Source organism: Candidatus Uabimicrobium amorphum, assembly GCF_009002475.1.
In the GTDB taxonomy this organism is placed as follows: Bacteria; Planctomycetota; Uabimicrobiia; order Uabimicrobiales; family Uabimicrobiaceae; genus Uabimicrobium; species Uabimicrobium amorphum.
Window position 1 is genome coordinate 5,500,024 of sequence record NZ_AP019860.1, and the last position, 14,273, is coordinate 5,514,296.

Below are 14,273 nucleotides of genomic sequence, written 5' to 3' on the forward strand. Positions count from 1 at the left end.
CATCCCGTACTCAAAACCAAAGGTTTTTGGAAAGATACGGGATCCAACAATATAAAGTCGACTCTTTTTTGACAAATAATAAAAGGAGATGGGTTTTGCAGAATGAATTTACAATTTTTGCGCAGGAGGTGTGCCTAGAAGCGGGTAAAATATTGCTCGATTTTTATGGCAAACTGAATGATGACAATATTGCGCAAAAAAACAAACATGACTTTGTGACCGATGCCGACAAAGCATCTGAAGAGTTTATTGTTGCAAAAATTGAGGAACGTTATCCTTTGCATGGAATCCATGGCGAAGAATTTACCTCGAAAGAGGCGCAAGGCGAATATACATGGTTTATCGATCCTTTGGACGGCACCACTAATTTTGTGCACAGCCACCCCTTTTTCGCTATTTCGATGGGGCTTAGGTGTGGGGAACAACTGGTGAGTGGAGTTGTGTATTCACCTTTGTTAAAGGAGATGTTCTGTGCCGGTGTTGGCGAAGGGGCGTATTTAAATGGGCGACGTATACATACTTCAAAAACAATGACTCTAGACAATAGTTTGCTGGCAACAGGTTTTCCCTACAAAAAAGCAGAGATTGAGCGCAATAATTTATGTAATTTTAATTGTTTACTACCGCAAGTGCGTGGTGTACGACGTTGCGGAGCGGCGGCCATTGATATGTGTTATGTGGCGTGTGGGCGTTATGATGGTTTTTGGGAGCTGTGGTTGCAGCCTCATGATGTGGCAGCGGGGACTGTTATTGTGAGAGAAGCAGGAGGAATTGTTACTGATTTTGCCGGTGGGGAGGATTATTTATTCTCAGGCAATGTTTTGGCGACAAATGAACACATTTATGCTGCTTTGCAAAAAAACGTGGTCTTCTAGCCTTGGTCTTTGTCTTGTTGGCGAAAAGTTTCAATTTCTGTGTAGGAGTAGTGTTTTCCACGATTCATACCTGGACATGTTTTTGCTTCTTCGTCCCAGGATTGCTTGCTTTGTAAAAGAGAATCCCAAAAAGGCCATGATTTGCATTGCTTTGGTTTTACTTGATTGATGGCGCATATCGCCAAATTTTTCTCATTACGTCGCAGAAAAATACAGTCGCCATTATTTTTTTCTACCAAGGAAAATTGTTGGCCTATTCTACGCAGATAATTGCTGTTGTGTTGTATGTTATGTTCTTCTAAGTGGTGTTGAATCGTTTGTATTTCTTGTGGAGTGACCCATACATATCCTGGTTGTCCGCTGCAACAATTACCGCATTGTTGGCAGGAAAACTGCAAACCGTCTTCGTACCACTCTCTAGTCATTTTTACGTTCCACATAGGTAAACTGGCTGAACAATTTTATGAGTATCGCCATTTCATGTTCATCTAACCCTGTGCGTCCAAAAATTCTGCGTAGAGAACCCATGAAAATCGAAGAATCATTGTTTTTATGACGAAAACCAGCGGAATTAATCATACGTAGTACTACCTCGTAAAAATTTTCCATTTTGTTTTGATCTACTAGTTTGGGATATTGCGGTGCTTGCGTTTGCTGCTGGGTTGTCATAAAGAGTTCGTAACATGTTAGCATAACGGCTTTTGATAAATTAATTGCTGGATAATTGCGAAACGTGGGGATGTTGACTAGGAATGAGCACTTTTTTATTTCCTCGTTATGCAGACCGATGTCTTCTCTTCCAAAAAGAATGGCAACTTTGTTGTTGACGGTGTAAGGAATGAGATGTTGTCCTATCTCACGAACGCTATAACTTTGAAGTTTATAGCGTATAGTGTCATGAGAAGTAGCGACAACAGTGGAACAGTCTTTTGTTGCTTCCTCGATGCTGGGAAAAACTTTAGAGGCCTCTAGCGTATCTATAGCACCATGCGCTAGTTTTCGTGCTTCTTCGCCGAATGGGTCTCTCTTGGGTTTTACTAATCGCAAGTCACTAATCCCCATATTTTTTGTTGCACGTGCAACGGCTCCTATATTTCCCGGACTTATTGTTTCTACCAAGACAATGGCAATATTGTTAAGATTGAGAGTTGTCATTAGAAAAAAAACATCCATACAATAAGTGAGATAAAGGCGAGCAATATCAAGCGAATAATAATTACAAGGCCGTCAACCGAGTTTTTCTTGATCATCAAATGTTCTGTTGTAACCTGCATTGGATTGTAGTTGAGACGTTCTTTTTCACACAGGTATTCAATTTGTTCACGGCTCTCTTTCAGGCCCATTTTGGTCATAGAGCGAAATAAATAGATTGCTTCGAGTGTTTTACCTTGGCGTAAAATTCTCAAAATTACCTTTTTGTTTTTGGCAGGTAATGAGTCAATGACCATTTCAAAATTTTGTACTTTACATTTTTCTTGTCGTGCGAATTTTTTGATAATTTTTTGTGCTTGACGGATAGAAAGAATCTTGAAATTTTTTCGTAGTTGTCGTACCGACTCCATCATCTTTCCTTGACGAAGTAGCGAAGCGATTTCTGTTTTTTGTTGATCGCTAATTTTAGACATAATACTATCAGAAGATATACTTTCATCGGGAAAAACGAGAAAGTCATAATGTCCTGTTTCTTTTTCTCTTCCTGAAATTTGGTAGCCAAAACGATTTTCGGTATCGTTTTCAAATAGGACCCACTCCCAAGTGTCAGGATATCCGTCAATGTATTCGACTTTGAGTTTACCTTGTTGTGCTACACGGGAGATTTTTTGTGTTTGTTTATTGTCATTGGTTATTTTTATTTGGGTTTTCTTTGGTTCCACTTGTTTAGGTTGTTCCTCTTGAGTTGTTTCCTCTGAGGATTCTTCGGTGGATTCTTCGGCGGATTCCTCTCCAGGTAACGGCATGTATTCCATGTCTATGTCTATGCCGGAAGTTGAGAATGTTTCTCCATCACTTTCATCTTCTTGTGCTTCTTCTTGTTGTTCTTCCGAATTTCCGTAACCAACAATCTCTGGTTCATAACCTAGATCTTCTACTTCATCATCTTCCAAATCTGAAATAATCAACTCTTCCGATTCATCATCTTCTAGTTCATCTATTTGAGATAATCTTCCCGTTGATTTTCTGTCGTCAAATAAGGGAATGCTTATTGTTTTGTATGCCGTTTTTTTCTTTTTCTTCGCTTGGGCTTCTTCTTGTTTGGTTGGCTGTGGTTCTTCTGGTAACTCTACCGTAAACTCAGAAGATTCGTCGTTGATAATATCCATGCCACTTTCGGCATAGACTTCTGCTGTACTTAGCGATTTTAAACCGCTATCATCTTCATCATCAAAGAGCGGTATTGGTTTTGTATCTTTTATCGCATCTATTGCTGCCTGTTTCATTTGTTTTAAAAAATGTGACGGGCGAGGAAAATGGTTGCTTTCAGGTTCGAACAATACAGGCATTGCACATTTTTCGCATATTGTTACTTGTGGAAGTAGTTTGTTCGAGCATTTTCGACATTTATTCATCATGCTATGAAGAGGTCCCATATTTACGGAAGAGTTTCACCTTTGTGGTGAAACCTGTTTTTAACCTCATGCTCCCTTCTGAGGGTAAAATAAATTAACTCTTGCACTGTAAGTATTATCAATAGTCTTTATTTGTAAGATGATACGCTTAGTATATTACTAATATATGTGATGTTTGCAATACATTTTTTATCATGTAAGTGCTCATTTGTGATCTATTCTACTTTAATCCCTTGTAAACACTGACACGACTTTATTTTCTTAAATAACACACTCGATTTTTAATTAAGTCGAAATTTTTTCGAAAATTCTCTTGCTTTTTGAAATTTTCATCGTAGAATGTCTACGTCAACAGCACTTGTAGCTCAACTGGATAGAGTACTGGTCTACGAAACCAGCGGTTGCAGGTTCGAGCCCTGCCAAGTGCGTTACCTCTTTTTTTACCCCCTAAAAAACATGCACAAATTACTCAAACTCGCCAAAACTCTAAGAGATCCAAAAAAAGGATGTCCTTGGGACCAAAAACAAACATTTCTTAGTTTCAAAAAATGCCTAATTGAAGAAGTTGAAGAAGTTATTCAAGCCATTGATAGTGAGAATTACGAAAATTTAAAAGAAGAGCTTGGCGATGCATTATTTAACTTAATCTTTATCATCAATCTTGCAGAGGAAAAACAGTTGTTTTCTATGGATGATGTGGTTAATGATGTATACGAAAAAATGGTTGAAAGGCATCCTCACGTTTTTGGTCAGGAGTCTGCATCTACTCCCGAAGAGGCGAAGCGCTTTTTTTATGAAGCGAAAAGAAAACAAAAAAATAAGCGCAACTAGGAACGATTACAAATAATAAAAAATGCGCTGGTATTTTTAATAATACCAGCGCATTTTTATTGGGGAATTTATCTTTCCCAGTTATCTAGGTGTTGAATGAATTCTGATTCTAGCATAGTTTCTATACCTAGTTGTGCAGCACGTTTGTAGATTGGGTCAGCTGCAAAGTCTTTTCCTAGTATGATGAAATCCGTTTTCGCTGTAATTTCATCTTCTACAGTACCACCTATATCGGAAACCATTCTTTTTACTTGAGTTTTGGAGTATTTCTGTACTAGTTTACCTGCAATTACAAAGTATTTGACTTTATTTTTATCATATACAGCATTGATAATTTTGTCGGTGTTGGTAATCGGAGCCAAATCATTTGTAACTTCTAGAATACCTACCATACTCATTTTATCGCGTACTTTTTTAACTTCTATTTTCCCTTTGATGATTTTTTCTCCACCTTTTCCATAGCGGAAAACATCAAATTTTAGTCCGGGAAGAACACCTTGAGAGCGCCCTATGTTTATATAGGCTATTTTTAGCTTTTGGTTTACGTATATAACTTCTCCATCAGGTGTTTCTTTTTGCTTGGCCTGACGCTTTTGATTGTGAAACCATCTAGCTATACCTGTTTGTCCGGCAGCTTCGTCTTTTAATTCTGATATTCTTTGGTCTAAGTCAGCGATTTCTTCTTTATATTTTTGTTCTTCGATACGTTTTTGTTCGTTAAGTTCAGATAAGCGGTTGCGTTCTTCTGAGTTTTCTTCTTGTGCTTTTCCGCGCTTGTCTTCTTCATCTTTTAGTGACTCTTCTTTTTCGTTACGTAAATCTTCGATCGCTTGCTTTTTTTCTTCTATCTGGGTTTCTAAACCCTTGATTTCTTCTCTCTCTTTTGTAACAAGCTCGCTGTAGGTTGTTTTGCTCTTTCCGATTTCTTCATTTACCGATTTGATAGAACTTTGAAGTTTTTCTATACGACCAGTATATTCATTCCATAGCTTTTCAAGGGTTACGATTTTGTTGCCATAACCGTCAACTTGCATAAGGTCTTTTTTATCAATTTGTACTTCTGGTACTGATATACCAAATGCTTTTTTATTGCGAACAGAATCTTCGTTTGTTGTAACAGCTTCTATCTTTGAAATGATCGCGTCGATACTTGTACGTGTTTTGTTCCAGTTCGAATCGTTTTGTCTTAACTCTATGTATGAGTATACATCTTCTAGAGAATTATCTTCGTATGGTTCGTGATAACCTACAAGATTGGACACTTCTAACAATCGCTTTTTCTTTGCGATAATGTTTTTTGTCGTTTTTGTTAGCTCGTTTTGGTATCGGCGTAGTTGTTTTTTGGTATCTTCGTAGTTTGTATGAACGTAATATACCAAACCTGAAAAAGTAAGCCATAAAACAAAAAAGACACCTAAAAATATTCTAGAGGCTCCATCAGACTTCATTGTAAATTTCCTTTTTAACTACGTTTTAAGACTGCAATGAGACGTAATGTCTCCCTATTGATCACCAACATATTGGAGTAAGGTTTTCTCGTCCATTAGTGGTATTTTGAATTTGATGGCAGAAGTGTAATTTTCGTGCTCCTGGCCCTTCTTTTCATTGTCAATAACGACAAAGTTTGTCTTTGAAGTTACTTTTTTCTCTACAATACCATCGACTTCTTGTATGTCTTTGACAAGTTGTGCTAGACGTGGCTTTTCCAATTGACTGTCTGTAAAAGACAGATACATGGGTTTGTTTTGGTTGAAAATGGGATTTACAATAACGTCACCGTTTACAAGCGGGTCCATTTCATCTACTTGGCTGACAACAACTGCCTCGCTGATTTTATCCATGACGCGTTTAACTTCAATACGGCCTTTAAACTCTTTTTCTCCACGTTGTGCTAGTCGAAATACATCAAACTTAAGTCCACGGAAGATTTTGTTTTTACGGCCTAAATCTATATAAATAGCATTGCTAAGAGGATTACTAAATACAATGTGTCCATCTACGGATTCTTCTGAAGCGTCAAACAATTTTGGTTGACTTAACTGTTTTTCTTTTCCACCGTATTTTTCTGCTTGAAGAAGACGAATATCGCTCATTTTTTTCAAAATGACGTTTTCGTACTCCAAAGTTTTCTTTTTCAAATTATTTTCTTTTTCGCGGCGTGTAGCTTCCGCTTTTTCTTTGTTGCGAATAGCCAAGTTTTTTTGTTCCACTACCTTCGCAATAAAGTTTTTGTATTTTTGCTCTAAATTTTCTTTTTCACGATCAAGTTGTTCGATTCTGCTGTTGTGACGATCTTTAATAATCGAATATTCCTGTGTCTTTGCCGAAATATCTTTATTTATTTCGTTTAAAGATTCGTTTAGAGTTTTTTCTTCGTCCTGTAATTCAATAATGCGAGCCTCAAAAGCATTGAGTACCACTTCAATATTGACCGGATACGTTGTTGCTGTTAGTTTTATGCGCTGTATGTCAGGTGAAGTTAAACCATAAATACCGTAGTATTGTTTTGTTCCTTTTTCAGAACTTTTGTTTTTTCTAATGGTGTTAAGATTTGTGATAATCTTATCCAAAGAAGTACGGTCAACATCTTCACTGTAGAAACCAGTTAAATTTTCGATGCCACGCAATTGCTCGTCTAATTCTCTTCTTAAATCACGCTTAAGTTGTTCGTTCATACTTTTGTAAGCGGTGATATCTTGTTTTGTTGACTGCCAATGTGCGTAATAAAGCAGGAAAATAGTCATTGTGACGATCCACAACGACGTAAACAATACTGTTGGAAATACAACACTTCCCGTCTGATATGACTTATATCTTCTCATTCCAGCTTTCCTTTTAAGATAGATGGTTTGCGTATAATTTTTTCCTATGCCAAGAAATTGTTTTAGTATTTTTAGGAGTAGGTGTTAGAGAGGTTTAAATGATATATAAAGAAAATTTTATGTAAAATGGCCAGTTTTGACAAGAAAATTTTCTATTTTTCCCTCGATAATTTAGAGTCTTGGCAATGTATTTAGACCTTATCCCATCACTTTTAGTAGTCTTGTTGTTCATTTTCTTTTTTTATCTGATAGCCTTCTGCTTCTAAAAGTTCTATGATTCTTTCGCGAGAGTCTTGATTTTCGATAATTGTACGATACACTTCTTCCGGATCTTCTTCGATGACCGCATTTACTGTTTCAGGAGAAAGGCTTTCACCTTTACGCACAAGAAGTATATCTTTTAGTTGTAGCATTTTGTCTAGCTCTTCAGGAACTTCTTCGCCAACCTTTAAAACAACACATCCCATTTCTTCAAAGGTATCAGAAAATTCTTGTAACATTTCTTTTAAACTATCTGCTTCTATCGAAAGTTTGTACATGTTTATCTCCTTGTTTTGGATACGATAATTTTTGAACTCATTGACAAGAACACCAGAACACCAACGAAAAGTGCAGTGGTAATACCTCCCCAAAACATTTTGTTTGTTTGCTGTTGTGATATGCTTAGAATAACTTCCATAAGACCAAAAGCTGCAGTAGCGGATACAAAGATATTGACGAGTTGAATAGCTTTGTTGGTACGTAGTGTATACTCTTGGATTACATAGTCAGTCGCTAAATCTCTTTTCTTTTCTATTTTTTCTTGTAGTTCAGGAACACGATGTGCCAAGCGAGCCTTCTCTAAAAATTCTTCACGTGAAGGATAAGGCGTAATACCGGCGGTATACATAATCAAATCCTGCATAGACTGTTTTTGTAAAGACAGCATCTGCGATGGAGAGGTGTTTTCATCGGCAATTGCTCTTGATAGTAAGCGATTGTAACGATCAATAATGAATTTTTCAAGGTACAACCACTCTAATAAGACACCATAGTGGGTTGTATTATAAATGACAGCACTGTAAAAGTCTTTTAATTTTTTACGCTCTTGTAGAGTCTTGGTCACTTCTTCATATGTATTATCAAAAATAACCAAATCTGACAAACCAAATGTAAATACCCCCAATTCTTCGTCACTAGATAGATTGTTGACGAAGTTTTCGTTGGCGGTGTCGCTTTTTTGGTAAGTTTTGTGCATAGTACCAATCGCGTGCAGTTCACTAGCATAGTTTTGTATCAGTGGATCTATAGATGGATAGCTAGGATTTGTTTGGTAGATTTGCACCAATGTTGAAGACACACAACGAAATAAACTTACATCGGACTGAATTGTTTTATTCCACAAATGACGCAACATTGGACGGAGGATATTCGATGTGTAATTTTTGAGTGTAGTGACTACGTAAAAATCACCCTCGTCGCCTTTGACGATTCTTGTTTTGTCATCTTTACCTTCAAAGTGATCTTTGTAGGGAATAAACTCACTAGGGAGCTTTATGATGAGAGTACGAAGGTTGATGCGTACAGCTTTGATCGCTTCTTCTACAGAGGACTCTTGTTGTACACGAAAATGAAAATTACATGTCAATGTTCCCGAGCGGTGAAAAGAAGGGTAAACTTGCAATGTTTTCTTATCGTGTTTGTTAAATGCTTTTGCAATATCTTTATCGGCATAAAAATAGACTTTGGGTATATCCACAACCTCTATTTCCGGTAACTCAAAACGCAGCATTTGTTTTTTCGATAGCGAGCATACCGTATCGGACACCTGATTCATGGCATTGAAGACTTCATTCTCTTCCACAACAACCGATTGTACTTCGCGTAGAAGATGTTCGCGATTTTTCCATACGGGTTTACCTAGGTCAATGACATTGCGAAAAATAACCGCAAAGTCGAGAATTTTTAGGTCACTCATTGTTTTTCCTTTATATTTAGTACTTACCAAGTTTTAGTTAAGATTCGCGAAGTTTAGGTTAGGTCGTGTCATCGTTGGGTTTTCGCGGATATTTGTCAATGGCTGTGAGTACGGCAATATCTTCATTATTGGTACCCAAATCTTTAAATTTTCTAGCGCTGACTAATACACGATTTTCGAAGGAACCAACGGCTTTGTTATAAGAATCAATGGAGCGCTCTAAGCCCTTGCGCATCTCGTGTAGGTACGATACAAAAATCTGTAAACGTTCGTACAGTGTTTTACCTAATTCGCTTATTTGTTGCGTATGTTGGGTAATTTTTTCTTGTCTCCACCCATAGGATATTGTACGCAGTAATGTTATGAGGGAAGTCGGTGTTGCGAGAACAACGTTTTGTTGTGCTGCATACTCAATGAGTTGGCGATCTTGTTCAAGAGCAGCACTGAAGAAATTTTCTCCCGGTATAAATAGCACGACAAATTCGGGCGTATGTTTAAATTGCTCCCAATACGCTTTACTACTTAATTGCGAAATGTGGTTGCGCACATGTTTTGCATGCAGTTTTAATTTGGCAATTCGTTGTTCATTGTCTGGCATTTCAATGGCTTCCAAATATGCAAGAAGCGGTGCCTTCGAATCGACAATAACTTTTTTGTCATTTGGAAGACGAATGATCATATCGGGACGAAGATTACTTTCTTCAAACATTACCGATTGTTGTTGGACAAAATCACAGTATTCGATCATTCCGGCAATTTCAACTACGCGCTTAAGTTGTATTTCTCCCCAACGACCACGTACTGTGGGTGTACGAAGGGCTCGGATGAGGTTTGATGTTTCATCATGAAGTTGATTATGTGTCGCCGCTAAATTTTTAATTTGTTCTGTTAAACCGACATAAACACTGTCTCGGTCTTTTTCCATTTGTAGTATGCGCTCGTCGACTTTTTGTAAAGAGCTATACAATGGGTCTATCAAATGGCTTATTGCTTGTTGTCGACTACTTAAATCCATTTGTGCGTGATTGTGAAATTTTTCCATGGTTGTTTGTGCTAGATGCATAAATGTTTTGTTGTTGTTTTGCAAAGATTCGGCTGCCAAGGATCTAAATGTATGCCCTAGCTGTTTTTGCATTCCTTGTAGCCATTGTAGTTTTTCTTCGCTATTTTTTTGTATCTGCTCTACCTTTATACGCAGCATGGAGCACTGTGTTTGCAAAGTCGCGTTGGTGTCTTGTAAGCGACTTATCTCTATAGATTTTTGCTGAAGCTCGGTTTCTAAGCGTTGCGTTTGTTCCTCGTAACCTTCCAATTTATACTTTTTTTGTTCCATTTCTTTTAAAGCATTACGCGTTTTTAGTAGATCTACGATAAGCTTTTCGTTTTCTTGTTGTAATGAGTGCACTTGTTTTTTTTGATGCTGCTTTTTCTCCAAGAAAGCTATTTTTTCTCTATGTAGGGTACTTGTGTGTTTTTTTTGTATTTTTTTCAGATGCCTGTTGTATACAAGACCTGAAAATATTATGCCCGAGGAGAAAATCACGACAACGGTTGACCATGGGAACATGTAAATGAAAGATAGAATTTTTTGATAATTGATTATATAAACCTTTGCAAATGACATTAATTTTCTGCGATGTTATGTACTCAATATACTACAATGGCTCTATTGTATAAAAAAATATAAATTTGAAAAGGCTTATTTGGGTATCTTTGTCTAAAATGTCGCCTTTGTTCTACATACTGTGTTTATCTATTTTTTTTGTATGTTTACCCTGCGTTTTTTAGCTATAATAATGTAGCTATAAAAGGTGTAATATCGTTTCTTGGTAAAATTTTCAGTAAGTTTAATTCAACGGTTACGACTAAGACAAAAACTATCATGGAAAATAAAAATGTATTATCTAACCCCGCGGATTGGGTAGAATTATATGGTGATCAATTGCTAAAGTACACTGTTGCGAGAGTTCGACATCGTGAAGCGGCAGAAGAAATCGTCCAAGAAACTTTTCTCGCTGGACTGAAAGCACAAAAAAATTTTTCGGGCCGCAGTTCAGAGAAAACTTGGTTGTTTGGAATACTTAAGCACAAGATTATTGATCACTACCGCAAGAAAGAAAAAGAACAACAAGTAAGCACGGAAGACCCTTTCGTGGAATACTTTGATGGTCGAGGTCATTGGAAAAAAAGTCTAGAAAAGTGGGACACAAATCCACAAAAAGCGCTGGAACAAAAAGAGTTTTGGGAAGTGTTTTCGCGATGCATTTCTAATTTGCCCGTAGATATGGAACAAGTATTTCAGCTTAAAATATTAGACAAGATGGATTCCGATGGCATCTGTGAAGCTTTACAAATTACCTCTGCCAATTTGTGGGTAAGACTGCACCGTGCGCGTTTCAAGATGCGCGAATGTTTAGAAAAATGTTGGTTTATGAAAACAGGTTAGTCAATGCTTAGATGTAAAGATATTGCCAAACTTCTTTCTGATTCGTTGGAAAAAGAATTGCCGTGGACACAACGAGTCGAAATACGCTTACATTTGATGATATGTTATGTTTGCCGTCGCTATTGGAAACAGCTTCGTTTTTTGCATAACTGTATCACGAATTACTACGACAAAAAATTAGACAAAGATCCAGCCCTCTCACAAGAATCTAAAAAAAGAATGCAAGACAAGATCATAGAAGAGATGAATAAATAGTTTTTTGCCATAAAACAATTCTAGCAGTGTTAAGTGGTATGCTTTTTGCGAACTGTTAAAAGCAAAAGAAACTGAATTCAAATTTATATACAACTGCTAGGAGAATCATTATGATTGTTGAGGTAAATGGAGATATTCTGTTAAGTGGTGCACAAGTGATTGCCCATGGTGTAGCGGCCAATGACCCAATGAAACAAGGGCTAGCACTACAATTACACGAACGATATCCCTCAATGCACAAAGACTTCCACCACTGGTGCCACCAAGCACATCCCAAGCCTGGAAGTGCATGGATGTGGGGAGGTGCCGATGGAGTACGTATCGTGAATTTAATTACCCAAGAAGGTGGTTATGGCCATGGTGCAAAGCCGTGGAAAGCAACGACAACTCATGTTAACCATGCCTTGCGCGAATTGAAAAAGATGACAGAAAAAGAAAAATTTACTTCGCTGGCGATACCTCGTATTGCAACAGGAGTAGGGGGGCTTGATTGGGATGAAGTATTTCCTCTAATTAAGAAACATCTAGGGCATTTAGGTATTCCCGTATATGTATACTCCACCTTTACAAGTGGCCAAAAAGCCGAAGAAAATTAAAAAATCAAGATAATCGTCACGGTCACCGTCACCGTCCGTAGCCGTAGCCGTAATCGTGACCGTGACCGTGACCACTGCCGAATACTAAGCATAGTTATCACGGTCACACAAAAAAAACTACCTGTTACGCTGCCATTCAAAAAGAATTGTGTCTCCTGTATCCGTCGTGAACACCTCCAGTTTACTCTTATTCACAAAAACAAAATCTGCTTTTTCTAAAAGGTTCATTGTTAAACGGATTTGTCCTTTGCTGTAAACATTCTGTTTATCGTATATAGCTTTCAACGACGTGCCTTTTTTCGACATAGCAAGTATTTCTAAAGCAAGGTCAAGAGAGTAGCTATTGTTCTTTAATTGTATCAAATCTCCAAAACCTTGAAGGTTTTGATTCACTAGATTGGGAACCATCATCGCGATACCGAGCATGGCATGGTTAAATGCTCGTCTACTGTGTGGTCTTTCGTAAACCTCTGGTTGATACTGCTTGGAAGTCATCATCAATACCACAAATCCTATAACAAAAAACGGTATAAATTCATTAAAGGGAAGTATATTTATTCCACGTCTTGCTAGAGCAACGTTGATAGCGAAATATGAGCCATAACAAAAAATAACGATAAAAACCGCGCAAATAATGACACCGAGAATTGCTGAAATAATAATATCGTTCTCTGTTTCCCTGAAACCTTGTTCGAGTTTTGTTTTAGCTGAATGCATTGTTCTCCCTTAAAATTCTGTAATAGTAGTTGATCCATATACTACACAGTGTGGCCACAACAAACATAGCGATAGATAAAAATGCTATTTTGTAGAAAAAAGTGATAAAAATAGCGATGGCATACAAACGCACGACTTCAAAATAAACAGCCCATTTTTTTGTGTCAAAAAATCCTCCAATATTAATTAGCGATAAAATAATAAGTGTCGCGATGGTGTATTTCTCATGTTGCATATCGCCCATAGACCCCAGTAGGTACATTGTGGCAAGAATAACTACTGCGAAATGTAATACGGCGTATATGCTAATTCCCATGGGAATCTTCGGATCGTATTTGTCATACAAAGTATCTGGAGAGGGAGCTGGATCTTCTTCCATATTACGCGGATTCCAGCCCGGGGGCATAAACCACACTTTTATTTTATCGACAAGAAAAGGGCTTTTCAGCGATAATTTTCCGAGATGCAGAAAATAACTAGCATTTGCCCAAATGGGGTTCCAACTGTTAAGAGGTGTTGTGACTCCGTATGCTGGATGAATGTCTTCTTGCTGAAAAGACCCAAACAAACGATCCCAAATAATAAACACTCCCGCGTAGTTTTTATCAATGTAGTGTTGGTTTTTTCCATGATGAACTCGGTGGTGAGAAGGAGTATTCATGACCCATTCGAAGGGCCCCATGGTGTTAATTAATCGCGTATGTATCCAAAATTGATATAATGTATTTGCCGCTTTTGTAATTAAGTACATTGCGGGTGGAAAACCAATAATTGCCAGTGGTAAAAAAAACAAGAAGGTAAAAAATGGTTGTAGAGTGCCCTGACGCAGAGCTACGGCAAGATTGAACTCTTCGCTTTGGTGATGAATGGCATGACCAGCCCACCCAATTGCTGTTGTATGAGAAAATCGGTGTGCCCAATAGTACAAAAAATCTACTAATATAAATAGTACAATCCACATCCACACCGATGATGATATATGAAAAATGTGCCAACTGTTTTTGGCAAATATTTCATAGATAAGTACATACACACCAAGCAAAATTGTTTTGGCAAATGCCGATATAATTTGTTGTAAAACTCCACAACTCAAATCATTGATAGAATCGTTTAGCCGGTATACTTTTTTTCCTTCTACCTTAGATGCGAGAAATTCAAGGGCAATAAATAGAAAAAATACTGGTATAGCCCAAACAATATAATTCAT

The 14,273-nt window shown here is 37.5% G+C and carries 15 protein-coding genes and 1 tRNA gene; 6 read left to right on the forward strand and 10 right to left on the reverse strand.

From position 1 onward, the window contains the following. Positions 1-95: 95 nt before the first annotated feature. Positions 96-875: an inositol monophosphatase family protein gene (locus UABAM_RS20025; RefSeq protein WP_173013443.1), complete on the forward strand. Its 780-nt coding sequence runs from the start codon at positions 96-98 to the stop codon at positions 873-875. On the opposite strand, the gene UABAM_RS20030 is transcribed toward UABAM_RS20025, so the two are convergent. From UABAM_RS20030 to UABAM_RS20040, 3 genes are read right to left on the reverse strand one after another with little or no spacing between them, the layout of a single operon-like run. Continuing rightward, on the reverse strand, positions 872-1,300 hold the full coding sequence (locus tag UABAM_RS20030) for a YkgJ family cysteine cluster protein (RefSeq protein ID WP_173013444.1): 429 nt from the start codon (positions 1,298-1,300) through the stop codon (positions 872-874). The two genes, UABAM_RS20025 and UABAM_RS20030, sit on opposite strands and share 4 nt — an antisense overlap. Then, entirely contained in the window at positions 1,293-2,030 is a 738-nt protein-coding gene (locus UABAM_RS20035) for an RNA methyltransferase (protein WP_173013445.1), read from the reverse strand. Before UABAM_RS20035 ends, UABAM_RS20030 begins: the two co-directional genes overlap by 8 nt. Then, positions 2,030-3,445, reverse strand: coding sequence for a hypothetical protein (locus tag UABAM_RS20040; protein ID WP_151969777.1), 1,416 nt, complete (start codon positions 3,443-3,445; stop codon positions 2,030-2,032). Before UABAM_RS20040 ends, UABAM_RS20035 begins: the two co-directional genes overlap by 1 nt. Positions 3,446-3,796: 351 nt before the next feature. Here UABAM_RS20040 and UABAM_RS20045 point away from each other — a divergent pair. Beyond that, a tRNA-Arg gene (locus tag UABAM_RS20045) sits at positions 3,797-3,870 on the forward strand. 28 nt (positions 3,871-3,898) lie between these two features. After that, positions 3,899-4,273, forward strand: a complete 375-nt coding sequence (locus UABAM_RS20050) for a MazG nucleotide pyrophosphohydrolase domain-containing protein (protein WP_151969778.1) — start codon at positions 3,899-3,901, stop codon at positions 4,271-4,273. A gap of 68 nt (positions 4,274-4,341) precedes the next feature. Here the strand turns inward: UABAM_RS20050 and UABAM_RS20055 are convergent, their stop codons facing one another. The 5 genes from UABAM_RS20055 to rmuC form a co-directional block, all read right to left on the reverse strand. Continuing rightward, the gene (locus tag UABAM_RS20055; RefSeq protein WP_151969779.1) at positions 4,342-5,721 is read right to left on the reverse strand and encodes a BRCT domain-containing protein; all 1,380 of its coding nucleotides are present in this window, start codon (positions 5,719-5,721) and stop codon (positions 4,342-4,344) included. A 54-nt stretch (positions 5,722-5,775) separates the two neighbouring features. Beyond that, the gene (locus UABAM_RS20060) at positions 5,776-7,095 is read right to left on the reverse strand and encodes a coiled-coil domain-containing protein (protein WP_151969780.1); all 1,320 of its coding nucleotides are present in this window, start codon (positions 7,093-7,095) and stop codon (positions 5,776-5,778) included. Between the two features lie 212 nt (positions 7,096-7,307). Beyond that, positions 7,308-7,634: a hypothetical protein gene (locus UABAM_RS20065; RefSeq protein ID WP_151969781.1), complete on the reverse strand. Its 327-nt coding sequence runs from the start codon at positions 7,632-7,634 to the stop codon at positions 7,308-7,310. Positions 7,635-7,636: 2 nt separating this feature from the next. Then, entirely contained in the window at positions 7,637-9,052 is a 1,416-nt protein-coding gene (locus UABAM_RS20070) for a hypothetical protein (protein WP_151969782.1), read from the reverse strand. Between the two features lie 58 nt (positions 9,053-9,110). Beyond that, complete coding sequence (gene rmuC / locus UABAM_RS20075; protein WP_151969783.1) at positions 9,111-10,676, reverse strand: DNA recombination protein RmuC; 1,566 nt, start codon at positions 10,674-10,676, stop codon at positions 9,111-9,113. Positions 10,677-10,934: 258 nt separating this feature from the next. Here rmuC and UABAM_RS20080 point away from each other — a divergent pair, with 258 nt between their 5' ends. From UABAM_RS20080 to UABAM_RS20090, 3 genes are all read left to right on the forward strand, one after another. After that, on the forward strand, positions 10,935-11,498 hold the full coding sequence (locus UABAM_RS20080; protein ID WP_151969784.1) for a sigma-70 family RNA polymerase sigma factor: 564 nt from the start codon (positions 10,935-10,937) through the stop codon (positions 11,496-11,498). Between the two features lie 3 nt (positions 11,499-11,501). Further along, on the forward strand, positions 11,502-11,753 hold the full coding sequence (locus UABAM_RS20085; RefSeq protein WP_151969785.1) for a zf-HC2 domain-containing protein: 252 nt from the start codon (positions 11,502-11,504) through the stop codon (positions 11,751-11,753). A gap of 110 nt (positions 11,754-11,863) precedes the next feature. Beyond that, positions 11,864-12,349, forward strand: coding sequence for a macro domain-containing protein (locus UABAM_RS20090; protein WP_151969786.1), 486 nt, complete (start codon positions 11,864-11,866; stop codon positions 12,347-12,349). Positions 12,350-12,466: 117 nt separating this feature from the next. Here UABAM_RS20090 and UABAM_RS20095 read toward each other — a convergent pair whose 3' ends face one another. Both UABAM_RS20095 and UABAM_RS20100 read right to left on the reverse strand, forming a co-directional pair. Continuing rightward, entirely contained in the window at positions 12,467-13,066 is a 600-nt protein-coding gene (locus UABAM_RS20095; RefSeq protein WP_151969787.1) for a hypothetical protein, read from the reverse strand. After that, on the reverse strand, positions 13,053-14,273 hold the full coding sequence (locus UABAM_RS20100) for a sterol desaturase family protein (RefSeq protein ID WP_151969788.1): 1,221 nt from the start codon (positions 14,271-14,273) through the stop codon (positions 13,053-13,055). Before UABAM_RS20100 ends, UABAM_RS20095 begins: the two co-directional genes overlap by 14 nt.